Genomic DNA, 25,763 nt, shown 5'->3' with positions numbered 1-25,763 from the left:
ATGGCATCTGCATTCGAGTACGCGCCGGCACCGGAGTCGCGCTCCATCGTCGACATCGCGCCGAACTACGGCCTGTTCATCGACGGCGAGTTCGTCGACGCCGCCGACGGCAAGGTCTTCAAGACGGTCTCCCCGTCCTCCGAGGAGGTCCTCTCCGAGATCGCCCAGGCGGGCGCCGAGGACGTCGACCGCGCGGTGAAGGCGGCCCGCAAGGCCTTCGAGAAGTGGTCCGCGCTGCCCGGCTCCGAGCGCGCCAAGTACCTCTTCCGCATCGCCCGGATCATCCAGGAGCGCAGCCGCGAGCTGGCCGTCCTGGAGACCCTGGACAACGGCAAGCCGATCAAGGAGACCCGCGACGCGGACCTCCCCCTGGTCGCCGCGCACTTCTTCTACTACGCGGGCTGGGCCGACAAGCTCGACCACGCGGGCTACGGCGCGAACCCGCGCCCGCTGGGCGTGGCCGGCCAGGTCATCCCGTGGAACTTCCCGCTGCTCATGCTGGCGTGGAAGATCGCCCCGGCGCTCGCGACCGGCAACACGGTCGTCCTGAAGCCGGCCGAGACGACCCCGCTCTCCGCGCTGTTCTTCGCGGACATCTGCCGCCAGGCGGGTCTGCCGAAGGGCGTCGTCAACATCCTCCCCGGGTACGGGGAGACGGGCGCGGCCCTCGTGGCGCACCCGGACGTGAACAAGGTCGCCTTCACCGGTTCGACCGCCGTCGGCAAGGCCATCGCGCGCTCCATCGCCGGCACGGACAAGAAGGTGACCCTGGAGCTGGGCGGCAAGGGCGCCAACATCGTCTTCGACGACGCCCCCATCGACCAGGCCGTCGAGGGCATCGTCAACGGCATCTTCTTCAACCAGGGCCAGGTCTGCTGCGCGGGCTCGCGCCTCCTGGTCCAGGAGTCGATCCAGGACGAGCTGCTCGACAGCCTCAAGCGCCGCCTGTCGACGCTCCGCCTGGGCGACCCGCTCGACAAGAACACCGACATCGGCGCGATCAACTCCTCCGAGCAGCTGGCCCGCATCACCTCCCTCGTGGAGCAGGGCGAGGCGGAGGGCGCCGAGCGCTGGACCGCCGCGTGCGAGATCCCGTCGGCCGGTTACTGGTTCGCCCCGACGCTCTTCACGAACGTCACGCAGGCGCACCGCATCGCCCGCGACGAGATCTTCGGCCCCGTCCTGTCGGTGCTGTCCTTCCGTACGCCCGACGAGGCCGTCGCGAAGGCCAACAACAGCCAGTACGGCCTGTCGGCCGGCATCTGGACGGAGAAGGGCTCCCGCATCCTCGCGGTCGCCAACAAGCTCCGCGCGGGTGTCGTCTGGGCCAACACGTTCAACAAGTTCGACCCGACCTCGCCCTTCGGCGGCTACAAGGAGTCGGGCTTCGGCCGCGAGGGCGGCCGCCACGGTCTGGAGGCCTACCTCGATGTCTGACACGACTCGTCTTGGCGTCTTCAAGACCTACAAGCTGTACGTCGGGGGCAAGTTCCCCCGCTCCGAGAGCGGCCGGGTGTACGAGGTGACGGACTCGAAGGGCAAGTGGCTGGCGAACGCGCCGCTCTCCTCCCGCAAGGACGCCCGTGACGCGGTCGTCGCCGCCCGCAAGGCCTTCGGCGGCTGGGCGGGCGCGACCGCGTACAACCGCGGCCAGATCCTCTACCGCGTCGCCGAGATGCTGGAGGGCCGCCGGGACCAGTTCGTCCGCGAGGTCGGCGAGGCCGAGGGCCTGTCGAAGTCGAAGGCGGCCGCGGTCGTCGACGCTGCGATCGACCGCTGGGTCTGGTACGCGGGCTGGACCGACAAGATCGCCCAGGTCGTGGGCGGCGCGAACCCGGTCGCGGGCCCGTACTTCAACCTCTCCACGCCCGAGCCGACGGGCGTCGTGACGGTCGTGGCCCCGCAGGACTCGTCCTTCCTGGGTCTGGTCTCGGTGATCGCCCCGGTGATCGCGACGGGCAACACGGCCGTCGTGATCGCGAGCGAGAAGTCCCCGCTCCCCGCCCTCTCCCTGGGCGAGGTCCTGGCCACCTCCGACCTCCCCGGCGGCGTGGTCAACATCCTCTCCGGCAAGGCCTCCGAGATGGGCCCGCACCTGGCGGCCCACCAGGACGTCAACGCGATCGACCTGACGGGCGCGGACACCGACCTGGCCCGCGACCTGGAGATCGCCGCCGCCGACAACCTGAAGCGCGTCCTGCGCCCCCGTACCGAGGACTTCGCCGAGTCCCCGGGCACGGACCGCATGACCGCCTTCCTGGAGACGAAGACGGTCTGGCACCCGACGGGTTCGCTGGGCGCGAGCGGCTCCGCGTACTAGTCCCACCGCGCAAGGCCCCCGGGCAGCAGCACTGCCCGGGGGCCTTGCGCATCCCCGTGATCGATCGCAGGATCCGCTCATGCTGACGGGATTGATCAAGGGAGACAACGCCTTCGTGCCGACGGCCGCGCTGCGCGTCGCCATCCGGAGCGGGGTGGACGTCGCGGCGCTGCTCGTGACGGAGCAGGGCAGGGTCCGGGGGGACGCCGACATCGTGTTCCACGGCGCTCCGGCGCACTCGTCGGGCGCGGTACGGCTGTCCCGCGGCGCGGACGGCGACGAGGAGGGCACGGTCCGGCTGGACGCCGACCTCACGGGCGTCGAGGAGGGGATCGCCCGCGTCCTCGTCGTCGCGTCGACGGAGGAGGGCGCGCTGCGGGACGCGCACGGCCTGTCCGTGGAGGTCTTCGGGCCGGACGGCGAGACGGTCGTGGCGTACGAGGTCACCGACGCGGGCTCCGAGACGGCGATGGTCCTCGCGGAGCTGTACCGCCGCTCGGGCGGCTGGAAGTTCCGTGCGGTCGGCCAGGGGTACGTGGACGGGCTGACGGGCCTCGCGGTGGACCACGGGGTGGACGTGGGCGAGGGACCGCGGGAGGACCCGGAACGGATCCCGGCCCCTGCCGCGCCCGCCGCCCCGCCCGCCGCTCCTTCCGGCGCCCCGGCCCAGGGCATGCGCCTCACCCGGGACCAGCTCCTGGACATGACCCCGGACCAGATCCGCGCCCTGGCCCGGAACCGGACCCAGGCCCAGGCCGAGGCCCCCGTGGCGGCGTCTCCCCCGCCCGCGTCGCAGCCCGACCCGTCGGTCTGGACGTGCGGGCCGGTCTTCGCGCCGCGCACCGTCACCGGCCGGGACAACGACGTGATCACCGTGAAGGACCTCCCGCCCGGCCCCGTCATGGTCGAACTGGCCGTGAAGGGCGGTGGTTACACGGGGCTGTGGCCCCTCGACGACTCCAACGCCAAGGGGCGCGCGGTCGTCAACAGCACGGAGAAGGACTTCCGGGGCCGGGTGATCGCCTCCGTCCCCGAGCACGGGCGTCTGCGCCTGCGGCTGGAGGCGAGCGGGACCTGGCAGGTGCGGATCCTGCCGCTTTCGGAGGCCCGGCGGCTGACGGAGGACCGGCTGGAGAACTGGGGCCCCGACGTCCTGCTCCACACCCGGGGGACGGCCGACGTCGCGTTCCGCTACAAGGGCAGCAGCAACTTCATCGTCCACGTGTACGGACTGGCGGGGCACACGGACCCCACCACGCTTCCGAGCCCCGGAAGAGCCGCCGTCAACGAGATCGGCGCACGCAGGGAGACCCTGCCGCTGCCCGAGGGCCCGCTCCTCGTCTACCTGTCCGTGGCGGAAGGCCCCTGGGACGCGCGCCTGAAGGACGTGCGGCCCCACAGCGGCGGCCAGGACGCCGGCAGCCCGACGAAGCTGCCCGCGCCCCGCGGGGCACTGGACCGGCTGCGCCGAGCGAAGCGCTGAGCGGCGCCCTCGCTCCTACGGAAGCAGCCCCTGGGTCAACGGCCCGGCCAGCGGCAGATCGGCCACCGCCCCGCCCTTCGTGACGTGGTCGGTGACCAGGTTCGTGCCGACCGGCTTGAAGTCGGAGACCTGGGTGCCGAGGCCGTTGTCGAGGGGGTCGACGCCGGTGTTGGCCAGCGGGTCGAGCTGGAGCCGGGTCAGCGGGCCCGCGCCGTGCAGGACGCCCTCCAGCGCGCCCGCCCCGGCCGCGCCGGCGTCCGTCCTGCTCAGCGAGTCGACGGGCAGCGGCACCGGCGCGACGGCCTGCGCCCCGGCACCCGCGCCGAGCATCGCGGCGCCCGCCGCCGTGACGGTGAGACCGGCCTTGAGGAGGGCGCTGCGGCGGGGGGTCCGGGGGGCTGCGTGACGCGCCATGGAGATCCTTCCAGGGGGTGAGCGGGCGGGCACCGACAGTAGTCGAGGTGTGATGCTCGATACCAACGGCCTTCCTCGGTGGTCCCCTGGACGGGGGAATGCCTCACACTGGTGTTCCGTGAGTTCCCAACCGATCCCGACCCGGGTCGTCCTGCTCGCGGGCCCCTCCGGCTCCGGCAAGTCGTCCCTCGCCGCCGTCACCGGCCTCCCGGTCCTGCGCCTCGACGATTTCTACAAGGAGGGCGGCGACCCGTCGCTCCCGCTCGTCGAAGGCTCCACGGACATCGACTGGGACTCCCCACGGTCCTGGGACGCGGACGCCGCCGTCTCCGCGATCGTCGAGCTGTGCCGCACGGGGCGGACCGGCGTCCCCGTGTACGACATCGCCACCAGCTCCATCAAGGGCCGTGAGCCGCTCGACATCGCGCGGACCCCGCTCTTCGTGGCGGAGGGCATCTTCGCGGCCGAGATCGTCTCCCGCTGCCGCGAGCTCGACGTCCTCGCGGACGCGCTGTGCCTGCGCGGGCGCCCGTCGACGACGTTCCGCCGCCGGCTCCTCCGCGACCTCCGCGAGGGCCGCAAGTCCGTCCCGTTCCTGCTGCGCCGCGGCTGGCGCCTGATGCGCGCCGAACGCGCCATCGTCGCCCGCCAGACCGCCCTGGGCGCCCACCCCTGCGCCCAGCCGGAGGCCCTGGGCCGCCTGGCCGCCGCGGCGGCGGGCCGCCACCGCACCCCGGTCTAGCGCACGACGCACGAAGCGGGCCGTACGAGACCCCCCGGACTCGTACGACCCGCTTCGTGTTTCCCCGTACCCCCGTACGGTTCCCCCGTGTTCCCCCGTTCCCGGCGGCGGCCCCGTTTCCCCCGTGGCCCCCGCAGGGTGCGTCCCCCCGACCTTCAGGCCACCAGCTCGCCGAAGGACTCCTCCTCGTCACGGCCGAAGCTCAGCACCTCGTCCTCGCGCAGTCGCCGCAGCGAGCGCCAGATGCTCGACTTCACCGTGCCGACACTGATGTCCAGGATCTCCGCGATCTCCGGATCGGTCCGGCCCTCGTAGTAGCGCAGCACCAGCATCGTCCGCTGGAGCTCGGGCAGGCGGGCCAGGGCCTGCCACAGGACCGCGCGCAGCTCGGTGCCCCGCATGGCGTCCGTCTCGCCGACCGTCTCCGGCAGCTCCTCGGTCGGGTACTCGTTGAGCTTGCGCCGGCGCCAGGCGCTGATGTGCAGGTTCGTCATGGTGCGACGCAGGTAGCCGCCGACGGCCGCCTTGTCGCTGATCCGGTCCCAGGCGCGGTACGTGGAGAACAGCGCGCTCTGGAGCAGGTCCTCGGCCTCGAAACGGTCACCGGTGAGGTGGTAGGCGGTGGCGTACAGGGAGGCACGACGCTCCTGCACGTAAGCCGTGAACTCGGCTTCCGAGCAGCTCGTGCGTTCCCCCGTGACCTCCCCGTACGCCGCTCCCCCGTCAGCAACGGCCACCATGTACGGCGCCTTGCGCTGACGCCCGACGGTTCGAACGCACCCCCGCCCGTTCACACCGCCGGACTTCTCGTTGCTCCGCACGACGTCATGGAGACGCGTGACAACTGCGCTTGAGGTGGTGCCGTGCAGTGCGTTCATCTTGCGCCCCCCGTCGGTTGGAGTGTGTTTCGGTCCGTGTGCCAAGAAGCTTGCCCGCCGGACTTCATGGCGTTGTCCGCCGACTGTCACAGCCGTGTCACAGGGGACGGAACAGAAGCGAGTCGAAGAGCGGTCGATCTCGGACGGCCCATGCGCCAGAATGACGACGTGCCTTTTCTGCTGCTGATCGAGGACGACGACGCCATCCGCACGGCCCTCGAACTCTCCCTGTCCCGGCAGGGTCATCGGGTGGCCACCGCCGCGACGGGCGAGGACGGTCTCCAGCTGCTGCGCGAGCAGCGGCCGGACCTGGTCGTCCTCGACGTCATGCTGCCCGGCATCGACGGCTTCGAGGTCTGCCGGCGCATCCGCCGGACCGACCAGCTGCCGATCATCCTGCTGACCGCCCGCAGCGACGACATCGACGTGGTCGTCGGCCTGGAGTCCGGCGCCGACGACTACGTCGTGAAGCCGGTGCAGGGGCGGGTGCTCGACGCCCGCATCCGGGCCGTGCTGCGGCGCGGGGAGCGCGAGTCGACGGACTCGGCGACGTACGGCTCGCTGGTGATCGACCGTTCGGCGATGACGGTCACCAAGAACGGCGAGGACCTCCAGCTCACCCCGACCGAGCTGCGGCTGCTCCTGGAGCTGAGCCGGCGGCCCGGACAGGCGCTGTCCCGGCAGCAGTTGCTGCGGCTCGTGTGGGAGCACGACTACCTGGGCGACTCGCGGCTCGTCGACGCCTGTGTGCAGCGGCTGCGCGCCAAGGTGGAGGACGTGCCGTCCTCGCCGACGCTGATCCGTACCGTCCGCGGGGTCGGCTACCGACTGGACGTTCCTGCGTGAGCAAGGGGATCTACGCACGGCTGCGGCTTTCGAGCCTGCGGCTCCGGCTCGTCATCGTCTTCGCCCTCGTCGCGCTCACCGCGGCCGTCGCCGCCTCCGGCATCGCGTACTGGCTGAACCGTGAGGCGGTGCTGACCCGCACCCAGGACTCGGCGCTCAACGACTTCCGGCAGGAGATGCAGAACCGGGCGGCGACGCTGCCGCTCCGGCCCACCCAGGACGACCTGCGGCGGACCGCCGAGCAGATAGCGACGGGCAGCGCCGCGAACTACCAGGTGCTGCTGCTCGGCGAGCGGGCCGCGGGCAAGCCGATCGTGGGCGCCTCGGACCCGGACGACTTCACGCTGGCCGACGTGCCGCGCTCGCTGCGGGTGGCCGTGGACACGAAGCGGCCGGTGACGGACGCCAACCCGTACGCGTACCACCTGTTCTGGCAGCGCACGGAGCGGAACGGGACGCCGTACCTGGTCGGCGGGACGCGGATCGAAGGCGGCGGGCCCGCCGGGTACATGTTCAAGTCGCTGGCGGCGGAGAAGGCCGATCTGAACTCGCTCGCCTGGTCGTTGGGGATCGCCACCGCGCTCGCCGTGGCCGGCTCGGTGCTGCTCGCGCAGGTCGCGGCGACGACCGTGCTGCGCCCGGTGCACCGGCTCGGCGAGGCGGCCCGGCAGCTCGGCGAGGGGAAGCTCGACACCCGGCTGCGGGTCACCGGCGCCGACGAACTGGCCGATCTTTCCCGTACGTTCAACAGCGCGGCCGAGTCGCTGCAGAAGCAGGTCGCGGACATGAGCGCGCGGGAGGAGTCCTCCCGGCGGTTCGTCGCCGACATGTCGCACGAGCTGCGGACCCCGCTGACCGCGCTGACGGCCGTCACCGAGGTCCTGGAGGACGAGCAGGACTCCCTGGACCCGATGATCGCCCCGGCGGTGGCGCTCGTGGTGAGCGAGACCCGCCGCCTCAACGACCTGGTGGAGAACCTGATGGAGGTGACCCGCTTCGACGCGGGCACCGCGCGGCTCGTCCTCGACGACGTGGACATCGCCGACCAGATCACCGCGTGCATCGACGCGCGGGCCTGGCTGGACGCGGTGGAGCTCGACGCCGAGCGCGGGATCGTCGCGCCGCTCGACCCGCGCCGCCTCGACGTGATCCTCGCGAACCTGATCGGGAACGCGCTCAAGCACGGCGGTTCGCCGGTGCGGGTCTCGGTCCGCACGGAGGACGACGAGCTGGTCATCGCGGTCCGCGACCACGGCCCCGGCATCCCCGAGGAAGTGCTCCCCCATGTCTTCGACCGCTTCTACAAGGCGAGCGCGTCCCGGCCGCGGTCCGAGGGCAGCGGACTCGGCCTGTCGATCGCCATGGAGAACGCGCTGATCCACGGCGGTTCGATCACGGCGTCGAACTCGGTCGGCGAGGACGGGACGGTCGACGGCGCGGTGTTCGTGCTGCGGCTGCCGCTGGACGCCTCGGCGATCACCCGCGAGGTGCGGACCCGCAGCAGCCAGGGCGAGGTGGAGGAAGCGTGAGGCGTCGTGCCCTTGTCCCGGCGGTCGCGCTGACCGCACTGCTCGCCGGCTGCGGCATCCGGACCACCTCGGTCCCGGTCGACGCGGGCGCGGCCCCGTCCCGGGTCCCGTGCAGCGTGACCGACGACGGCACGACGCAGACGGCGGCGCAGGGCGTGCCGGTCCGGGTGTTCCTGGTCTGCGGCTCGCAGCTGGAGGCGGTGGACCGCCGCTCGCCGCTCCCGGAGGAGAAGGCCGGCGGCGACCCCGTCCGCACGGCCGGCGGCCTCCTCGCGCAGCTGCTCGCCGAGCCCTCCGAGGGCGAGCGCCAGGCCGGTTTCACCACCGAGGTCCGCGGACCGCTGACGGTCGGCGGCGCCCGCCCGGGCGACCCGGCCGGCACCCTGCGGCTGAGCCGCCAGCCGGAGGACCTGGCTCCGAAGGCCCTGTCCCAGCTCGTCTGCACCTTCGCGGAGAGCTCGGCGGGCGCCGGCGGCCACACGGTCCTCCTCGGCGGTCCCGGCACATACCCCCCGAAGCGCTACCGCTGCACCCCGGACCTCCGCGAACGCCCGGACTCCGCCCCGCCGACGGCTCCGCCGGTCACCACGGGCTGACCCCGCCGCCGCGGGTGGGCGCCCGCACGCTGCGGAACCGATTCCGCCGTGCGGTGCGTCTTGGGGGGCGTGCAGCGTCAAGGTTCGGGCGGCCAGGCCGCCGTGGTGGTCCGCGTGGCGGGGTTCGTCCTCCTCGTCGCGCATCTGCTGCTCGTCGCGTGGGTCGGTCTGCGCCCACGGGACGTGGCGTGGGTGACCCCGCCGAACACGATCCCGCTGCACGGCCTGCGGGCGGATCTCGCGCTCGGGGGCGCCGAGGCCGCGCGCCTGATCGGCGAGGGCCTGCTGCTGCTGGCCCCGCTCGGGGTGCTGCTCCCGATGGCCGACGGGCGGCTGCGGGTCTCCGGGTGGGCCTCCCTGGCCCGTACGACCGCCGCGGGGGCGCTCGTGTCGCTGGCCGTGGAGCTGCTCCAGACCGCGGTTCCGGGGCAGGTCGTGGACGTGGACTCCGTACTCCTGAACACGGCGGGCGTCGCGCTCGCGCATCTCCTGGTGGTTCCGGCCGGCCGGACCTGGCTGCGCCGCAGGGGGGAGGCGGGGCGTCCGGCCTCCGGTTCTCAGGGGGCGACCCCGAAGATTTCCAGGGTCCCGATCGCCCCGTAGTCGGATGCTTCGTCCCCCTTCGCGACGGCAGTATGGAGTCATCGGGAGCCCGGAGGAGCGGCTCCCGGACCGACTCCGAAGGAGCCCACCATGGCCGCACTGACCCGCCCCCGTGACGGACGCGTGCTCGGCGGAGTGTGCGCGGCGCTGGCCCGGCGCTTCGGCACCACCCCGTGGACGATGCGCCTGATCTTCCTGGTCTCGTGCCTGCTGCCGGGACCGCAGTTCCTGATCTACCTGGGCCTGTGGATCTTCCTGCCCGCGGAGAAGACCGCGACCTCGGCCTGGTAGCGGCCGCTCGTACGGACGCCGAAGGGGCGCGTACCCGGAGTTCCGGGTGCGCGCCCCTTCGGCGTGTACGGGGGGGGTCAGCCGAGCGGCAGACCGTTCAGCGGCAGACCGTTCAGCGGCAGGCCGCCGAGGAGGCCTCCGAGCGGGGTGGAGCCGAGGGCGCCGGTCGCGGCACCGAGCGGAGCGTTCTGGGTGGCCTGGCCGGCGGCGGCCGGGAGGGTCTTCACGCCCTGGTCGAGGCCCTGGCCGAGGGCGCCCTGTCCGGCTCCGAGGGACTCGGTGGCGCCGTCGGGGAGCGTGGTGAGGCCGTCGCCCAGCGGGACGGCGTTGGTCACCGTGCCCAGCGCGTCGGCGTCGAGCGGCAGGGACGACGCCGCGGAGGCCGTACCGGCGGCGGTGACGGCGAAAGCGGCACCGAGAGCGGCGACACCGAGCTTCTTGGCGGCAGACTGCTTCATCTGAAAATCTTCCTTGGGGAATCCGGGGGCTTCGGGGAAAGCCGGGAGGGGAAATCCTGTGGAACCTGGGAATGCAGAGCGGCTCTGCAAACTAACCAGTGAACGTCGCCTCCGCAAACACCGGAAAGCGGCCGGGTGTCGCACCGGCCCGGCCGCTCCCCTCCCCTCCGCGGGGCGCCTCTCAGCCCTCCGCCGGGGAAGACTCCCTGGTCGTGGCCGTCTGCTGGAACAGCCATTCGGACTTCAGCTCGGCATAACCGGGCTTGATCACCTCGTTGATCATGGCCAGTCGTTCATCGAAAGGAATGAACGCTGATTTCATCGCATTGACCGTGAACCACTGCATGTCGTCGAGCGTGTAGTCGAATGCCTCGGTCAGCAGCTCGAATTCCCGGCTCATGCTCGTCCCGCTCATGAGCCGGTTGTCGGTGTTGACCGTGGCCCGGAAGTGGAGCCTGCGGAGCAGGCCGATGGGGTGCTCGGCGAACGAGGCGGCGGCGCCGGTCTGGAGGTTGGAGGAGGGGCACATCTCCAGCGGGATCCGCTTGTCGCGGACGTAGGCCGCGAGGCGGCCGAGGCGGACGGAGCCGTCCTCGGCGACCTCGATGTCGTCGATGATCCGCACGCCGTGGCCGAGCCGGTCGGCGCCGCACCACTGGAGCGCCTGCCAGATCGAGGGCAGCCCGAAGGCCTCGCCCGCGTGGATCGTGAAGTGGTTGTTCTCCCGCTTGAGGTACTCGAAGGCGTCGAGGTGACGGGTGGGCGGGTAGCCGGCCTCGGCGCCGGCGATGTCGAAGCCGACGACGCCGGTGTCGCGGTAGCGGTTGGCGAGTTCGGCGATCTCCAGGGCGCGGGCGGCGTGCCGCATGGCGGTCAGCAGGGCCCCGACCCTGATCCGGTGGCCATTGGCCCTGGCCTGCCGCTCGCCCTCGCGGAAGCCCTCGTTGACGGCCTCCACGACCTCTTCGAGGGTGAGGCCGCCCTCCAGGTGCTGCTCGGGGGCGTAGCGCACCTCGGCGTAGACGACGCCGTCCTCGGCCAGGTCGACGGCGCACTCGGCGGCGACGCGGAAGAGGGCGTCCCGGGTCTGCATGACGGCGCAGGTGTGCGCGAAGGTCTCCAGGTAGCGCTCCAGGGAGCCGGAGTCGGCGGCTTCGCGGAACCAGATGCCGAGCTTGTCGGGCTCCGTCTCGGGGAGCTGCCCGTAGCCCTGCTCCCGGGCGAGTTCGATGATCGTGCCGGGGCGCAGTCCGCCGTCGAGGTGGTCGTGGAGCAGCACCTTCGGGGCACGGCGGATCTGGTCCGCGGTGGGGACGTTGGGGGTCTGGCTCGTCATTTCCGCACTCTAGCCCCTACGCGCGTAGAACGGCGGTCGTGGCGCAGGATTTCTCATGGCGGCATGGCGCCGGTCCGCCTAGTCTGCCGCCCATGACCTCCACCACGCCCGCGTCCGAACTGCCGCGGATCCACGGCTTCCTGACCGACTTCCACCGCCGCCAGGCGGCCCGCACCGTCGAGTTCCCCGGCGCCGTCGCGGTGCTCGACGACGCCTATCACCACTCCCGGGGGAACAACCACGTGCTCGCCTACGGGGCCGTGGACCCGGAGGCGCTGGCCGGCTACACGGACGAGGCGCAGAGCCATCTCCCGTACCGCTTCGCGTACGTCCTCGACGAGACCGTCGCCGCCTCCTGCGTGGCGCCCATGCGGCGGGCCGGCTTCCGGCACGCCACCACGCTGGTCATGGCGCACACCGGCCCGGCGCCGGAGCACGGCGGGGCGCGCGAGGTGGACTTCGACGAGCTGCGCGGCCCGGTCACCGAGTCCTGGCCCCGGTTCATCCCGGACCTGACGCCGGAGCAGATCCACCACCTGGTGGAGCGGCGGCTCGCGCGCAGGCGCGGGGCCGACGTCGTGCGGTTCTTCGCCGCGCACACCCCGGAGGGCGAGGTGGCCGCCTGGGTCGACCTGTACATGAACCCGACGACCGGGATCGCGCAGATCGAGGACCTGGTCACCGTGGAGGCCCATCTGAAGCAGGGGTACGCCGGCAAGGTCCTGGACACCGCGCTCCACGAGGCCGCCGCCGCGGGCTGCGGGACCCGCTTCCTCACCGCCTTCTCGGGCGACTGGCCGCACACCTGGTACGGCCGCAGGGGATTCACGCGGGTGGGGTCGGTGGCCCGGTTCGAACGGGTATAGGAACAAGGGTCGTTCGCTCAGCGGACGATACGTAACAGAGACCGCGCGTACGGCTGGCGTACACCTCCGCTTCTGAGACTGTTCTGCCATGGCGCACTACGCACTCGTAGGACCGTCCGAGACCCGGCGACCCCGGCTCGGACGCCCCGTTGGTGTTTCCCGGACGTCGGCGGCGGTGGGCGGCGTGGTGCTGCTCCTGCCGGACGGGGATCCGGTGTCGGCTCGGCGGGCGTCCCCGCGGGCGCACGCGGCGATGCTGCCGCTCGGGCGGGAGCTGGCGCGGGCGGGGCGGTCCGAGGGGCTCGCCGTGCACGTGGTGCACTACCGGGCGCGCGGCTGGAACGGGACGGACGCGGCCCTCATGAGGGACACCACCTGGGCGATCGCGGAGGCGGTACGGCTCTACGGCGACGTCCCCGTCTGCCTCGTCGGGCACGGCATGGGGGCGCGGGCGGCGCTGCGGGCGGCCGGGCATCCGGCGGTCGGCTCGGTGCTCGCGCTCGCGCCGTGGCTGCCGGAGGACGACGTGGCGGCGGAGCCGGAGCCGGTGCGGCAGCTGGTGGGACGCAAGGTGCTGCTCGTGCACGGCACGAACGACGCGCGGACGGACCCGGAGCTGTCGTTCCGGTTCGCCGAGCGGGCGAAGAAGGCCAACCGGGACACCTGCCGCTTCGAGGTGCACTCGGACGGTCACGCGCTGCGCCAGTACGCGTCCGAGGTCCGGGCCCTCGCCGCGGACTTCGTGCTCGGCGCCCTCTTCGCCCGGCCGGTCACCCGCCCGGTGACCGACGCGATGGCCGCTCCCCCGCCGATCGGCCTGCGGATGCCGCTGGCGGCGGGTTTCGGGAGCTCACGCCGGGGGTGACGGCTCCTTCGGGAGCAGGTGGCCCCGGCGGCCGAGCAGGAACTTCTTGAAGGCGGCCACCGGGGCCGTGTCCGGGTGGCCGTCCAGCCAGGCGACGCCGATCTCCCGGACCGCGCGCGGCGCGGTGACGGTGAGCTCGACGACGCCGGGGCGGGGCACGGCGGGCGGGGGCAGCAGGGCGACGCCGAGCCCGGCGGCGACCAGGCCGCGCAGGGTCTCGGCCTCCTCGCCCTCGAAGGCGACCCGGGGCTTGAACCCGGCCTCCGCGCACAGGTCGTCGGTGATGCGGCGGAGCCCGTACCCCGGCTCCAGGGTCACGAAGGTCTCCTCCGCGGCCTCGGCGAGGCGGACCCGCTTGCGGCCGGCGAGCCGGTGGTCGTCCGGGACGACGAGCCGCAGCCGCTGCTCGTCGAGGCGCCGGGCCACCAGGTCGGGGGCGTCGGGCACCGGGGAGGTCAGGCAGAGGTCGAGGTCGCCGGCCCGCAGCCGCTCGATCATGGCCTCGCCGTAGTTCTGGACGAGGGTGAAGCGGATCCGGGGGTGGTCGACCCGGAAGGCGCGGATGAGCCCGGGGACGGTCTCGGAGCCCATCGTGTGGAGGAAGCCGAAGGCGACCCGCCCGGCCGTCGGGTCGGCGTCGGCCCGTACGGTGTCGGCGGCCCGCTCCACCTCGGCGAGGGCCCGCTCGGCGGCGGTGAGGAAGCGGCGGCCGGCCGGGGTGAGGGAGACCGTGCGGCCGCGCCGGGCGAAGAGGGTGACCCCGAGGTCCTGTTCGAGCCGGACCATCGCCCGCGAGAGCGTCGACTGCGGCACGCCCATCTCGGCCGCCGCGCGGGTCACGTGCTCGTGCCGGGCGACGGCGGCGAAGTACGCGAGCCGCGGCGCGAGCAGCAGTCCCATGTCTTCTTCGTTACTGTTCGGTGACAGGCGAGGCTGTGACCTGTACTCATGCACCATGGGAACGATTACAGCAGTTCCGTGCATTGGACGCATGAAACGGACCGTCCTACGTTCGTGGCATGCCTTCCGCCAGTACCAAGGCGGCCGCCACCACCGCGGCCGCCGACACCCGCCTCGCCCCCGGCGCCCCCGGCCACCGCCGGATGAGCCTCGCGCTCTTCGCCGCCGGACTGGCCGCCTTCGCCCTCCTCTACTCCACGCAGGCCCTCCTCCCGGCCATCTCGGCCGAGTTCGGCGCCACCGCCTCCGCCGCCTCCTGGACGGTCTCCGCCGCGACCGGCGCCCTCGCCCTGTGCGTCCTGCCGTTCAGCGCCCTCTCGGAGCGCTTCGGGCGGCGTGCGACGATGACGGCCTCCCTCTCGGTCGCGGTCGCCGTGGCGCTCCTGGTGCCGCTCGCCCCGAACCTGGAGTCCCTGATCGCGCTGCGCGCGGTCCAGGGCGCCGCGCTCGCCGGACTCCCGGCCTCGGCGATGGCGTACCTCGCGGAAGAGGTGCGGCCCCGGGCGCTGATCTCCTCGATCGGCCTGTTCGTCGCGGGCAACTCGATCGGCGGCATGAGCGGCCGCATCGTGACCGGCTGGGTGGCGCAGATGTGGGGCTGGCGCGCGGGTCTGGCCGCCGTCGGCCTGACCTCCCTGGTGTGCGCGCTCGCCTTCCGGGCGCTGCTCCCGAAGGCCCGGCACTTCACCCCCGGCACGCTGAACCCGAAGGCGCTCGCCCGGACGGTCCGCGGCCACCTCGCGGACCCGCTCCTGATGCGCCTGTACGCGATCGGCGCGCTGTTCATGACGGTGTTCGGCGCCGTGTACACGGTGATCGGCTACCGCCTGGTGGAGGCCCCGTTCTCGCTGCCGCAGGGCGTGATCGGCTCGATCTTCCTGGTCTACCTGGTCGGCACGGTCTCCTCGGCGGCGGCCGGCAAGCTGGTCGGCCGTCTGGGCCGGCGCGGCGCGCTCTACCTCGCGGTCTCCACGACGGCGGCGGGCCTGCTGCTCTCCCTCTCCGACTCCCTCGCCCTCGTCCTCGCGGGCCTGGTCCTGATCACCGCCGGTTTCTTCGCGGGCCACGCGGTCGCCTCCTCCTCGGTGAGCCGCACGGCGAAGACGGGCCGCGCGCAGGCCTCGGCGCTCTACCAGTCGGCGTACTACCTGGGCAGCAGCGCGGGCGGCACGCTCGGCGCGATCGCCTTCCACGCGGGCGGCTGGGCGGGCACGGTCCTCGTCGGCCTGGTCGCGGTCCTCGGGGTCGTCTCGCTCACCCTGTACGGCTCGCACAGCGCCCGCGTCGCGGCGCGGCAGCTGCACCCGGCGGCGGCGTAGGCGGTCTCCCGCTCCCGGCCCGCAACCGCCAGACTCCCCCTGACGTCCTCAAGCACAGGGACTCTAGGGGGAGTTGACGATCATGAAGCGAATCACGCAACGGACAGGCAGAAGGGCGGGCATCGCCGCCGGCATCACCTCGCTCGTGGTGCCGATGACGATCGCGCTCGGTACGGCCCCGGCGCAGGCGGCGTCCTGCAACGTGACGACGGGGCCGTACCAGAAGCAGGTGGAGAAGTTCCTCGGGCGGACCGTCGACGGGCGCCAGTCGCTCGGCGACTGTCAGGCCATCCAGGCCTTCCAGGCCAAGCACGGCATCACCCCGGCCATGGGGTACGCCGGGCCGGTCACCTGGCGCACCATGAACACGATGATCCAGCAGAGGGCGGCCGGCACCAACCCCAACCGCGCGGGCACCTGCCCGACCAACCGCGGCCGCATCGCCTGCGTCGACCTGACCCGCCAGCTCAGCTGGATCCAGGACGGCGCGCGCCTCACGTACGGCCCGGTCCCGGTCCGCACCGGCAAGGACGGCACCGAGACCCGCACCGGCTCCAAGAAGATCTACTGGCGGAGCATCAACCACTGGTCGACGCTCTACCACGTCTCCATGCCGTACTCGCAGTTCTTCGACGGCGGCCAGGCCTTCCACTCGACCACCAAGTCCATGTGGAACCCGCCGGGCTCCGGCGGCTGCGTCAACATGCGGCCGGCGGACGCGAAGGCGTACTGGAACCTGCTCAGGAACGGGGACGACGTCTTCGTCTACGGGCGCAAGCCGGGAACCTGACCCCCACTGTCAGTGCGCTGCGGTAGCTTCCCTCTCACCGGCACCGAACGGGGGCCGGTGAGGGGTGAGTGGGGTGTGGACCCGATGAGTGACACAGCGACCGCGACGACCGAGGACCTCGACAAGTACCGCAGGGAGCTGACCGGTTACTGCTACCGGATGCTCGGATCCTCCTTCGAGGCGGAGGACGCGGTGCAGGACACGATGGTCCGCGCCTGGAAGGCCATGGACTCCTTCGAGGGCCGCTCCTCGCTGCGGTCCTGGCTGTACCGGATCGCCACGAACGTCTGCCTGGACGCGCTGAACGCGGGGAACAGGAGAGCACGGCCCATGGACCTGACCGGGCCGACGCCCGTCGCGCAGGCGCAGCTCGTCAAGCAGCCGGAGATCACCTGGCTGGAGCCGATCCCGGACGGGCGGGTCATGCCCTCGGCCGGGGACCCGGCGGAGACGGCGCTGTCCCGCGAGTCCGTACGGCTCGCGTTCGTGGCCGCGCTCCAGCACCTGCCGCCCAAGCAGCGGGCCGTGCTCATCCTGCGCGAGGTGCTCGCCTGGAAGGCCGGCGAGGTCGCCGAGCTCCTCGACACCACCGTCGCCTCGGTCAACAGCGCCCTCCAGCGGGCCCGCGCGACCATCGCCGAGCAGGCGCCGACCGCCTCCGACGCGGCGAACCCGCTGGACGAGGAGCAGCAGGCGCTCCTGGAGCGGTACGTCGCCGCCTTCGAGGGCTACGACATGAAGGCGCTGACCGCGCTCCTCCACGAGGACGCGACGATGTCCATGCCGCCGTACGACCTGTGGCTCCAGGGCCACGAGAACATCGTCGGCTGGATGCTGGGCGTCGGCGAGGTCTGCGCGGGCTCGAAGCTGGTGCCGACCGTGGCGAACGGCTCGCCGGCCTTCGCCCAGTACCACCCGGACCCGGCGGGCGGCTTCAGCCCGTGGGCGCTGATCGTCCTGGAGCTGCGGGACGGCAAGGTCGCCGGGATGGACTTCTTCCTGGACACCGAGCGCTGGTTCCCGCTCTTCGACCTTCCGGCGCGGCTAGAGGCCTAGGGTCCCCTCCAGGCCGCTGAGAATGAGCAGGGCCCGCAGCTGGGGCCTCGCGCCCTCGAAGCGGATCCGGTGCCCGCGCCGGCGGGCGGCGAGCTTCAGCCGGGCGAGGGCGTCGACGGCGGCGAGATCGGCGCTCGCAAGGGCGCTGATCTCGCAGACGACCTCCCCGGGCGGGGCGGCGGCGAGCAGGGCGCAGAGCCGTGCGACGTCGTCGGGGGCGGGCGGCCCGGAGAGCCGCAGTTCGAGGGCAGGAGAGGTGTTCACGACAGGGAGACGGGCGCCGCGCCCGTAACTCATCGGACGCGGCCCGTCGGACCGGCATGCCGCTCGCCGAGCCGCGGTTCCCGGACGCCCGCCGGAAGCGCCTGGAGGAGTGCCGTCCGGTCGTCGCGCGGGAGGTCGGCGTGTGCGCCGAGCACCTCGCGCGCGGTGGGGCCGAAGGCCTCCGGGCTCGAACGCCTGGTCGCTAGGCTCTGCCCATGACTCATGATCGCGTCGAACTGGTGATCTTCGACTGTGACGGTGTCCTGGTGGACAGCGAGCGCATCTACTGCCGGGTGGACCGGGAGGTGTTCGCCTCCCTCGGCGCCGAGTTCAGCGAGGCGGAGATGGCCGAGCTCTTCATCGGCTCCTCGCACGAGATGCTCACCGCGATCGTCGAGGAGCGGCGGGGCCGCCCCCTCGAACCCGGCTGGGAGGCGCCCTTCAGGCAGCGGTACGAGGACGCCCTGGACGCGGAGCTGACGGCCGTCGAGGGCGTCACCGAGGTCCTGGACGCCCTCTCCGTCCCGTACTGCCTCGCCTCCAACGGCAGCCACTCCAGCATCCGCAAGAACCTCGGCCGCACCGGGCTCCTCCCCCGCTTCGAGGGCCGCGTCTTCAGCGCCCGCGACGTCCCCCGCGCCAAGCCCGCCCCCGACCTCTTCCTGCACGCCGCCGCCACGATGGGCGTCCCGCCGGAGCGCTGCGCCGTCGTCGAGGACAGCCCGTACGGCGTCCAGGCCGCCCGCGCGGCCGGCATGCGCGCCTTCGGCTACTGCGGGGGCCTGACGCGGGCGGACCGGCTCATGGGCCCGCGGACGGTGGTCTTCGACCACATGCGGGAGCTGCCGGGGCTGCTCGGGGAGCCGGCGTAGTCCTCGCACCGGCTCCCGTCGCGGGCCGGGGCCTCAGGCGATGCGGTCCAGGACGATCGGGTTCGGGGTGAACTCCGTGCCCGGAGCCGCGATGTCCCAGGCGTCCGTCAGGGACTTCAGGGCGTAGTCGAACTTCTCCGGGGTGTCCGTGTGGAGGGTGAGGAGGGGCTGGCCCGCCGTCACCGTGTCGCCGGGCTTGGCGTGGAGCTCGACGCCGGCACCGGCCTGCACCGGGTCCTCCTTGCGGGCGCGGCCGGCGCCGAGGCGCCAGGCGGCGATGCCGATGTCGTAGGCGTCGAGGCGGGTGAGGACACCGGTCGACGGGGCCGTGACGACGTGCTGCTCGCGGGCGACCGGGAGGGTCGCGTCCGGGTCGCCGCCCTGGGCCGCGATCATGCGGCGCCAGACGTCCATCGCGGAGCCGTCGGCGAGGGCCTTCGCCGGGTCGGCGCCCTTGATGCCGGCCGCGTCGAGCATCTCGGCCGCGAGGGCGATCGTCAGGTCGACGACGTCCTTCGGGCCGCCGCCGGCGAGGACCTCGACGGACTCGCGGACCTCCAGGGCGTTGCCCGCGGTGAGGCCGAGCGGGGTGGACATGTCGGTGAGGAGGGCGACCGTCTTGACGCCGCTGTCCGTGCCGAGGCCCACCATCGTGCGCGCCAGCTCGCGCGCGTCCTCGATGTTCTTCATGAAGGCGCCGGTGCCGACCTTGACGTCCAGGACCAGGGAGCCGGTGCCCTCGGCGATCTTCTTGGACATGATCGACGAGGCGATCAGCGGGATCGCCTCCACCGTGCCGGTCACGTCGCGGAGCGCGTACAGCTTCTTGTCCGCGGGGGCCAGGCCGTCGCCCGCCGCGCAGATGACCGCGCCGGTGGTGTCGAGGACGTGCAGCATCTCCTCGTTGGAGAGCAGCGCGCGCCAGCCGGGGATGGACTCCAGCTTGTCGAGCGTGCCGCCGGTGTGGCCGAGGCCGCGGCCGGAGAGCTGCGGCACGGCCGCGCCGCAGGCGGCGACGAGCGGGGCGAGCGGGAGGGTGATCTTGTCGCCGACGCCGCCGGTGGAGTGCTTGTCGGCGGTCGGGCGGGAGAGCGAGTCGAAGTTCATGCGCTCGCCGCTCGCGATCATGGCGGCGGTCCAGCGGGCGATCTCCGTGCGGTTCATGCCGTTCAGCAGGATGGCCATGGCCAGGGCGGACATCTGCTCGTCGGCGACCACACCGCGGGTGTACGCGTCGATGACCCAGTCGATCTGCTCGGGGCTCAGCTCGCCCTTGTCCCGCTTGGTGCGGATGACGGAGATGACGTCCATGGTGTGCCTCTTTCTACGCGCATAGAGGGGGGAGGAAAGGGGAGCGACCCTCCCATCGTGCCGGAAGGGTCGCTCCGAGGTGCTACTTGGCGAGGTGGTCGGGCCCGAAGGCCTGCGGAAGCATGTCCGCCAGGGTGACGAACCCGGCGGGCGTCTCCAGGACCAGTTCGGGGCCCCCGAACTCGTACAGGAGCTGCCGGCAGCGCCCGCACGGGACCAGGGACTCGCCCCGGCCGTCCACGCACACGAAGTGCGTGAGCCGCCCGCCGCCGGTCGCCTGGAGCTGCGAGACGAGCCCGCACTCGGCGCACAGGCCGAGGCCGAACGAGGCGTTCTCCACGTTGCAGCCGGAGACCGTCCGCCCGTCGTCCACGAGGGCCGCCGCGCCGACCGGGAAGTCGGAGTACGGGGCGTACGCGTGCGACATGGCCTCGCGCGCCGCGGCCCGCAGGGCCTCCCAGTCGGGGGCCGTCGTCACTTGCCCTCGCCCTTGCGGTACGGCAGGCCGTCCGCCTTGGGCATCCGCAGGCGCTGCGACGAGAGGGCGAGCACGAGCAGGGTGGTGATGTATGGGGCGGCGTCGACGAACTGGCTCGGGACCTGGTCGGTCAGCGCGTACCAGAGGAAGAAGGCCGCGGAGAACGCCGCGGAGATGGCCGCGACCACGTACTTCTTCCTGTACAGCTGCCACGCGGCGGCGATCACCAGGAGCAGCGCGACGAGCAGCAGCAGCGCGTGGACGTTCTCGGCGCCACCGCGCAGCTTGAGGCTGTCGGTGAAGCCGAAGAGGCCGGCGCCCATGGCCATGCCGCCGGGCATCCAGTTGCCGAAGATCATGGCGGCGAGACCGATGTAGCCGCGGCCGCCGGTCTGGCCCTCCTGGTAGATGCCGGTGGAGACGATCGCCAGGAAGGCGCCGCCGAGGCCGGCGAGGCCGCCGGAGACGACGACGGCGATGTACTTGTACTTGTAGACGTTGACGCCCAGGGACTCGGCCGCGACCGGGTTCTCACCGCAGGAGCGCAGCCGCAGGCCGAAGGCCGTGCGCCAGAGGACCCACCAGGTGGCCACGATGAGCAGGGCGGCCACGATCGTCAGCAGCGACAGGTCGGTGACCAGGCCGCCGAGGATGCCCGCGATGTCCGAGATCAGGAACCAGTGCTTGCCGTGGAGGTCCGCCAGCCAGTCGGACAGCCCCGGGATGGTGATGTCGGTGATCTGGTCGATGCGCGGGGACTGCTTGGAGGAGCCGCCCTCGGCCTTGTCGAAGGTGAAGTTCGACAGGTACTGGGTGAAGCCGACCGCGAGGATGTTGATCGCCACACCGGAGACGATGTGGTTCACGTTGAACGTGACGGTGATGATCGCGTGCAGCAGGCCGCCGAGCGCGCCGCCGAGGATGCCGACGACGACACCCGTCCACGGGCCCCACTGGTAGCCGGCCCAGGCGCCGAACCAGGTGCCGAGGACCATCATGCCTTCGAGGCCGATGTTGACGACGCCCGCGCGCTCGGACCACAGACCGCCGAGACCGGCCATGGCGATCGGCACGGCGAGCTGGAGCGCGCCGGAGATCTGGCCGACGGAGGTGAGGTCGTCGGCCCCGGAGATGACCCGGACCAGCGAGAAGAGAACGAGACCGCCCGCGACGATCAGCAGGATCCAGGGCCAGGTCAGCTTGCGGCGGCCGGCCTTCATGGGCGCGGCGCTCGGCTTGGCAACGGTGCCGGTGCTCATGCCGCCACCTCCTTGTCGGTCTTGATGGCGCCGCCGGCGGCGAGCTGCTCGCCGACCTTCTGCTGCTGGCGGCGGAGGCCGTAACGGCGGACGAGCTCGTAGGAGACGACCACGGCGATCACGATGATGCCCTGCATGATCTGGGTGATCTCCTTCGGGTAACCCGCGATGTCAAGGCTGGAGGACGCCTTGTCGAGGAACGCGAAGAGGAGGGCGGAGAAGAGGATGCCGACCGGGTGGTTGCGGCCGAGCAGGGCGACGGTGATGGCGGTGAAGCCGACGCCGACCGGGAAGGCGAGGCTGTACGTGTGCGACTCGCCGAGCAGGATCGGCATGCCGGACAGACCGGCGAGACCGCCCGAGATCAGCATCGCGGTGAGGATCATCTTCTTGGCGTCGACGCCGCTGGCCTGGGCCGCGGACTCGCTCTCACCGGTGGCGCGCAGGTCGAAGCCGAAGCGGGTGCGGTTGATGACGAACCAGTAGACGACGCCGAGCGCGAGGGCGACGAAGGTGAAGCCGTAGATCTGGCCGCCCTCGCCCATGTCGATGCCGGGGAACCAGCCGGACTCGGGGATCTGCCCGGTGGTGAGGTCGTTGGAGCCGGCGGGCTGGACGCCGAAGTTCTTCGGCAGGATCAGCCAGGCCACCAGGGAGGTGGTGATGGCGTTGAGCATGATCGTGGAGACGACCTCGGAGACGCCCCGGGTGGTCTTCAGGATGCCCGCGATGCCGGCCCAGAGGGCACCGGTCAGGATCGCGACGAGCACGATGACCAGGATGTGCAGCGGACCGGGCAGGTCGATGGCGGCACCGACCAGGGCCGAGACCATGGCGGCGAGGCGGTACTGGCCGTCGACGCCGATGTTGAAGAGGTTCATCCGGAAGCCGATGGCCACGGCCAGGGCCGCCAGGTAGTAGATCCCGGTCTGGTTGACGATCAGCACCTGGACGTCGGAGTACCCGGCGTTGTCGATCATCAGGCGGATCGGCTCGATCGGGTCAAGACCCGTCGCGGCCAGCACCAGCACGGTGAGCACGAAGGACGTGACCAGGGCGAGCACGGGGCCGGCGGCCCCGATGATCAGCTTGTCCTTGTCGATTTTCATCATCGGGCGTCACCGTCTTCGGACTGCTCTTCGGTGCCTTCGAGGCGGCCGGTGGCTGCGCCGGTCATGGCGGAGCCCAGCTGCTCGGGCGTGATGGTGGCGGGATCGGCGTCCGCGACGAGCTTGCCGCGGTACATGACCCGGAGGGTGTCGGAGAGGCCGATCAGCTCGTCGAGGTCGGCGGAGATCAGCAGCACCGCGAGGCCCTCGCGGCGGGCGTCCCGGATCGCGTCCCAGATCTGCGCCTGCGCGCCGACGTCCACACCGCGGGTGGGGTGGGCGGCGATCAGGAACTTGGGGCCGTGGCTCATCTCGCGGCCGACGATCAGCTTCTGCTGGTTGCCGCCGGAGAGGGAGGCCGCGGTGACGTCGATGCCGGGGGTGCGGACGTCGTACTCGCGCACGATCCGCTCGGTGTCCTTGCGGGCGGCCTTCGGGTCGAGGACGCCGCGCTTGGAGTTGGGGGCCTCGGTGACGTGGCCGAGGATGCGGTTCTCCCAGAGGGGGGCCTCCAGGAGCAGGCCGTGGCGGTGGCGGTCCTCGGGGATGTAGCCGATGCCGCCCTCGCGGCGCTTGCGCACGGGGAGCTTGGAGATGTCCTCGCCGTCGAGGCTGATGACGCCCGCGTCGGGGGTGGCCATGCCCATGAGGGCCTCGATGAGCTCGGTCTGGCCGTTGCCCTCGACGCCGGCGATGCCGAGGATCTCGCCCTTGTGGATGGTGAGCGAGACGTCGTCGAGGAGCTTGCGGCCGACCGCGACCTCTTCGTGGACGGTGACCGCGGCGGACGGGTCGGCCGGGGCGGCGGTGGTCAGCGGGGCGCCGGCGGCGCCGCTCTCCAGGAGCGTCAGGTTCTCGACCGTGAGCATCGGGACGTCCGTGACCGTCGACTCGCGGGTCTCCGGCGAGGGCAGCTCGCTGCCGACCATCAGCTCGGCGAGCTGCTTGGTGGTGGCGGTCTTCGGGTCGGCGGTGCCGACCGTGGTGCCCCGGCGGATGACGGTGATGTCGTCGGCGACCTTCAGGACCTCGCCCAGCTTGTGCGAGATGAAGATGACGGTCAGGCCCTCGGACTTGAGCTCGCGCAGGTTGTCGAAGAGCGCGTCGACCTCCTGCGGGACGAGGACGGCGGTCGGCTCGTCGAGGATGAGGATCCGGGCGCCGCGGTAGAGGACCTTGAGGATCTCCACGCGCTGCCGGTCGGCGACGCCGAGGTCCTCGACGAGGACGTCGGGGCGGACCCCGAGGCCGTACGCGTCGGAGATCTCCTGGATCTTCTTCCGCGCCTTGGCGCCGATGCCGTAGAGCTTCTCGCCGCCGAGGACGACGTTCTCCAGGACGGTGAGGTTGTCGGCGAGCATGAAGTGCTGGTGCACCATGCCGATGCCGCGCGCGATGGCGTCACCGGGGCTGGAGAAGGTGACCTGCTCGCCGTCGACGGCGATCGTGCCCTCGTCCGGCTTCTGCATGCCGTAGAGGATCTTCATGAGGGTCGACTTGCCGGCGCCGTTCTCGCCGATGAGGGCGTGCACGGTGCCCTTGCGGACCGTGATGGCGATGTCCTTGTTGGCGACGACGCCGGGGAAACGCTTGGTGATGCCGTGCAGTTCTACGGCAGGGGGGCTGGACGCGTTGATGACGCACTCTCCTTGGCCGGAAGGAGTGGGAGCGGGAGGGCAGGGCGGGGCGAAGTTATCGTGCCAGGGAGACATCTACACGCGTAGCGCTGCCGAAAAATGAAAACCTGTGCGGGAAAGGTGCCGGGGCCCGGCGTCCGGTGGGGGTGCCACCGGACGCCGGGCCCGGGCTCAGGTCGTGACCTGGGGTCCTTACGGAGCGGTCTTGACCGTGATCTTGCCGTCGACGATGTTCTTCTTCGCGGCGTCCACGGCGGCGATGACGTCGGTCATCTTCTGGTACGCCGGGTTGGAGTCGGCCAGGCCGACGCCGTCCGTGGCGAGACCGTAACGGACCTCACCGGACTCCGGCTTGCCGTCCTTGACCGACTTGATCAGGTTGAAGACGGAGCCCGAGACGTTCTTGGTGACCGAGGTCAGGATGTGGTCCTTGTACTTGGCCAGACCCGCCTGGTTGTACTGGTCGGAGTCGACGCCGATGGCCCACTTGCCGGCGGTCGCGGCGGCCTCGATCGAGCCGGAACCGGCCAGACCGGCGGCGGCGTAGATCACGTCGGCGCCCTTGTCGAGCTGGCCCTGCGCGGCGGCCTTGCCCAGGTCGGGCTTCGAGAAGCCGTCGAAGTTCGGCGGCTGGGTCAGGTACTGGGTGAGCACCTTCGCCTTGGGGTTGGTGTCCTTGACGCCCTGCGTGAAGCCCGCCTCGAACTTCTTGATCAGCGGAACCTCGACGCCGCCGATGAAGCCGACCGTGCCGGTCTTCGAGGTCTTGGCGGCGGCGACGCCGGCCAGGTAGGAGCCCTGCTCCTCGTTGAAGACGAGGTTGGCGATGTTCGGGGCGGTCACCGACGTGTCGTCGATGAGGCCGAACGTGGTCTTCGGGAAGGACTTGGCGACCTTCGCGATGGCCGGGGCGTAGGAGAAGCCGACGCCGATGACCGGGTTGTTGCCGGCGCGGGCCAGGGAGGTGAGGCGCGCGACCTTGTCGGCGTCGCTCTCGCCCTGCGAGGGCTCGGCCTCGGCACCCTTGACGCCGAGCTCGTCCTCGGCCTTCTTCAGACCCGCGTAGGCGGCGTCGTTGAAGGACTGGTCGCCGCGGCCGCCGATGTCGTACGCGATGGCGACCTTGACGGCCTTCGAGCCGGAGGTCGAGCTGGAGCTCGAGCCCTCGTTGGACGACTTGCCGCACGCGGTGGCGGACAGGGCGAGCGCCGCGGTGGCGATGCCCACGGTCGTGATCCTGGTGATCCGGCGCAAGAGGAGGGTCCCTTCGAGACTGACCGAAAGCGCCTCTTCCGGCGCTGGTTTCGCCGCGATCGTAACGCGCGTAGATGTCAGTTAAAGACCCGTTCATGAGTCGTTATCGGATCGTCGCGAACCGGCCAGGAGAGGCGACCGGGGGCGTTCGGCCCGGTACCGCCGGTTATACAGGCCGGTACGAGCGTTGGGGAGGCCCCGGGCAAAGACACGCCGGGGCCGTGGGC

Annotated in this window: 27 protein-coding genes; 15 read left to right on the top strand and 12 right to left on the bottom strand. The window is 71.9% G+C overall.

Going from position 1 to position 25,763, the window contains the following annotated elements; genetic code table 11:
* The 3 genes from ACFYUS_RS01415 (at position 1) to ACFYUS_RS01405 (ending at position 3,803) form a co-directional block, all read left to right on the top strand.
* Positions 1-1,437 (top strand): aldehyde dehydrogenase family protein, encoded by a 1,437-nt coding sequence (locus ACFYUS_RS01415; protein ID WP_388844373.1) that lies wholly within the window; start codon positions 1-3, stop codon positions 1,435-1,437.
* The gene (locus tag ACFYUS_RS01410) at positions 1,430-2,320 is read left to right on the top strand and encodes an aldehyde dehydrogenase family protein (RefSeq protein WP_388844371.1); all 891 of its coding nucleotides are present in this window, start codon (positions 1,430-1,432) and stop codon (positions 2,318-2,320) included. Before ACFYUS_RS01415 ends, ACFYUS_RS01410 begins: the two co-directional genes overlap by 8 nt.
* Before the next feature lie 79 nt (positions 2,321-2,399).
* Entirely contained in the window at positions 2,400-3,803 is a 1,404-nt protein-coding gene (locus ACFYUS_RS01405; protein WP_388844370.1) for a TerD family protein, read from the top strand.
* A gap of 15 nt (positions 3,804-3,818) precedes the next feature.
* Here the strand turns inward: ACFYUS_RS01405 and ACFYUS_RS01400 are convergent, their stop codons facing one another.
* Entirely contained in the window at positions 3,819-4,217 is a 399-nt protein-coding gene (locus tag ACFYUS_RS01400) for a hypothetical protein (RefSeq protein WP_388844368.1), read from the bottom strand.
* A gap of 52 nt (positions 4,218-4,269) precedes the next feature.
* On the opposite strand from ACFYUS_RS01400, the gene ACFYUS_RS01395 reads away from it, so the two are divergent.
* Positions 4,270-4,959 carry a uridine kinase gene (locus ACFYUS_RS01395; RefSeq protein WP_388844366.1) on the top strand — a complete coding sequence of 230 codons (690 nt, stop codon included), beginning with the start codon at positions 4,270-4,272 and terminating at the stop codon, positions 4,957-4,959.
* Positions 4,960-5,114: 155 nt separating this feature from the next.
* On the opposite strand, the gene ACFYUS_RS01390 is transcribed toward ACFYUS_RS01395, so the two are convergent.
* Positions 5,115-5,837, bottom strand: a complete 723-nt coding sequence (locus ACFYUS_RS01390) for a SigE family RNA polymerase sigma factor (RefSeq protein WP_388844365.1) — start codon at positions 5,835-5,837, stop codon at positions 5,115-5,117.
* A 168-nt stretch (positions 5,838-6,005) separates the two neighbouring features.
* Between ACFYUS_RS01390 and afsQ1 the strand changes: the two genes are divergently transcribed.
* From afsQ1 to ACFYUS_RS01365, 5 genes are all read left to right on the top strand, one after another.
* Entirely contained in the window at positions 6,006-6,683 is a 678-nt protein-coding gene (gene afsQ1 / locus ACFYUS_RS01385) for a two-component system response regulator AfsQ1 (RefSeq protein WP_017239746.1), read from the top strand.
* A complete protein-coding gene (locus ACFYUS_RS01380; protein ID WP_388844363.1) occupies positions 6,680-8,212 on the top strand; it encodes an ATP-binding protein in 1,533 nt (510 codons plus the stop codon). The genes afsQ1 and ACFYUS_RS01380 overlap by 4 nt, the downstream gene beginning before the upstream one ends.
* Positions 8,209-8,808 (top strand): hypothetical protein, encoded by a 600-nt coding sequence (locus ACFYUS_RS01375; protein ID WP_388844361.1) that lies wholly within the window; start codon positions 8,209-8,211, stop codon positions 8,806-8,808. Before ACFYUS_RS01380 ends, ACFYUS_RS01375 begins: the two co-directional genes overlap by 4 nt.
* Before the next feature lie 69 nt (positions 8,809-8,877).
* Entirely contained in the window at positions 8,878-9,411 is a 534-nt protein-coding gene (locus ACFYUS_RS01370; RefSeq protein WP_388844359.1) for a VanZ family protein, read from the top strand.
* Positions 9,412-9,501: 90 nt separating this feature from the next.
* The gene (locus ACFYUS_RS01365; protein WP_388844357.1) at positions 9,502-9,702 is read left to right on the top strand and encodes a PspC domain-containing protein; all 201 of its coding nucleotides are present in this window, start codon (positions 9,502-9,504) and stop codon (positions 9,700-9,702) included.
* 77 nt (positions 9,703-9,779) lie between these two features.
* Here the strand turns inward: ACFYUS_RS01365 and ACFYUS_RS01360 are convergent, their stop codons facing one another.
* Together ACFYUS_RS01360 and ACFYUS_RS01355 are read right to left on the bottom strand one after the other, a co-directional pair.
* Positions 9,780-10,160 (bottom strand): hypothetical protein, encoded by a 381-nt coding sequence (locus ACFYUS_RS01360; protein ID WP_388844355.1) that lies wholly within the window; start codon positions 10,158-10,160, stop codon positions 9,780-9,782.
* Positions 10,161-10,341: 181 nt separating this feature from the next.
* Positions 10,342-11,496, bottom strand: coding sequence for an adenosine deaminase (locus tag ACFYUS_RS01355; protein WP_388844353.1), 1,155 nt, complete (start codon positions 11,494-11,496; stop codon positions 10,342-10,344).
* 92 nt (positions 11,497-11,588) lie between these two features.
* Between ACFYUS_RS01355 and ACFYUS_RS01350 the strand changes: the two genes are divergently transcribed.
* The gene (locus ACFYUS_RS01350; protein WP_388844352.1) at positions 11,589-12,362 is read left to right on the top strand and encodes a GNAT family N-acetyltransferase; all 774 of its coding nucleotides are present in this window, start codon (positions 11,589-11,591) and stop codon (positions 12,360-12,362) included.
* 88 nt (positions 12,363-12,450) lie between these two features.
* A complete protein-coding gene (locus ACFYUS_RS01345; RefSeq protein WP_388844350.1) occupies positions 12,451-13,227 on the top strand; it encodes an alpha/beta hydrolase in 777 nt (258 codons plus the stop codon).
* Here ACFYUS_RS01345 and ACFYUS_RS01340 read toward each other — a convergent pair.
* Positions 13,213-14,184 carry a LysR family transcriptional regulator gene (locus tag ACFYUS_RS01340; RefSeq protein WP_388844348.1) on the bottom strand — a complete coding sequence of 324 codons (972 nt, stop codon included), beginning with the start codon at positions 14,182-14,184 and terminating at the stop codon, positions 13,213-13,215. The genes ACFYUS_RS01345 and ACFYUS_RS01340 overlap by 15 nt on opposite strands.
* 62 nt (positions 14,185-14,246) lie before the next feature.
* On the opposite strand from ACFYUS_RS01340, the gene ACFYUS_RS01335 reads away from it, so the two are divergent.
* The 3 genes from ACFYUS_RS01335 to ACFYUS_RS01325 all read left to right on the top strand — a co-directional run bounded on the left by ACFYUS_RS01335 (position 14,247) and on the right by ACFYUS_RS01325 (position 17,352).
* Positions 14,247-15,506, top strand: a complete 1,260-nt coding sequence (locus ACFYUS_RS01335; RefSeq protein WP_388844346.1) for an MFS transporter — start codon at positions 14,247-14,249, stop codon at positions 15,504-15,506.
* An 82-nt stretch (positions 15,507-15,588) separates the two neighbouring features.
* Positions 15,589-16,296 carry a L,D-transpeptidase family protein gene (locus ACFYUS_RS01330; protein WP_388844345.1) on the top strand — a complete coding sequence of 236 codons (708 nt, stop codon included), beginning with the start codon at positions 15,589-15,591 and terminating at the stop codon, positions 16,294-16,296.
* 84 nt (positions 16,297-16,380) lie between these two features.
* Positions 16,381-17,352, top strand: a complete 972-nt coding sequence (locus ACFYUS_RS01325) for a sigma-70 family RNA polymerase sigma factor (protein WP_388844343.1) — start codon at positions 16,381-16,383, stop codon at positions 17,350-17,352.
* On the opposite strand, the gene ACFYUS_RS01320 is transcribed toward ACFYUS_RS01325, so the two are convergent.
* On the bottom strand, positions 17,341-17,616 hold the full coding sequence (locus ACFYUS_RS01320) for an STAS domain-containing protein (protein ID WP_388844341.1): 276 nt from the start codon (positions 17,614-17,616) through the stop codon (positions 17,341-17,343). The genes ACFYUS_RS01325 and ACFYUS_RS01320 overlap by 12 nt on opposite strands.
* A 215-nt stretch (positions 17,617-17,831) precedes the next feature.
* Between ACFYUS_RS01320 and ACFYUS_RS01315 the strand changes: the two genes are divergently transcribed.
* The gene (locus ACFYUS_RS01315; RefSeq protein ID WP_388844339.1) at positions 17,832-18,488 is read left to right on the top strand and encodes an HAD family hydrolase; all 657 of its coding nucleotides are present in this window, start codon (positions 17,832-17,834) and stop codon (positions 18,486-18,488) included.
* A gap of 33 nt (positions 18,489-18,521) precedes the next feature.
* Here ACFYUS_RS01315 and ACFYUS_RS01310 read toward each other — a convergent pair whose 3' ends face one another.
* The 6 genes from ACFYUS_RS01310 to ACFYUS_RS01285 form a co-directional block, all read right to left on the bottom strand.
* The gene (locus ACFYUS_RS01310; protein ID WP_388844337.1) at positions 18,522-19,799 is read right to left on the bottom strand and encodes a thymidine phosphorylase; all 1,278 of its coding nucleotides are present in this window, start codon (positions 19,797-19,799) and stop codon (positions 18,522-18,524) included.
* Positions 19,800-19,881: 82 nt separating this feature from the next.
* A complete protein-coding gene (locus ACFYUS_RS01305; protein WP_388844336.1) occupies positions 19,882-20,277 on the bottom strand; it encodes a cytidine deaminase in 396 nt (131 codons plus the stop codon).
* Entirely contained in the window at positions 20,274-21,536 is a 1,263-nt protein-coding gene (locus ACFYUS_RS01300; protein WP_388844334.1) for an ABC transporter permease, read from the bottom strand. The genes ACFYUS_RS01305 and ACFYUS_RS01300 overlap by 4 nt, the downstream gene beginning before the upstream one ends.
* Complete coding sequence (locus ACFYUS_RS01295; protein WP_388844332.1) at positions 21,533-22,648, bottom strand: ABC transporter permease; 1,116 nt, start codon at positions 22,646-22,648, stop codon at positions 21,533-21,535. The genes ACFYUS_RS01300 and ACFYUS_RS01295 overlap by 4 nt, the downstream gene beginning before the upstream one ends.
* Positions 22,645-24,357: an ABC transporter ATP-binding protein gene (locus ACFYUS_RS01290; protein WP_388844330.1), complete on the bottom strand. Its 1,713-nt coding sequence runs from the start codon at positions 24,355-24,357 to the stop codon at positions 22,645-22,647. Before ACFYUS_RS01290 ends, ACFYUS_RS01295 begins: the two co-directional genes overlap by 4 nt.
* 117 nt (positions 24,358-24,474) lie before the next feature.
* Complete coding sequence (locus ACFYUS_RS01285; protein WP_388844328.1) at positions 24,475-25,536, bottom strand: BMP family protein; 1,062 nt, start codon at positions 25,534-25,536, stop codon at positions 24,475-24,477.
* Between the last annotated feature and the right edge of the window lie 227 nt (positions 25,537-25,763).

It is taken from the genome of Streptomyces sp. NPDC004284, from assembly GCF_042874035.1.
Taxonomy (GTDB): domain Bacteria; phylum Actinomycetota; class Actinomycetes; order Streptomycetales; family Streptomycetaceae; genus Streptomyces.
This window is presented reverse-complemented; position numbering and strand designations above follow the sequence as displayed.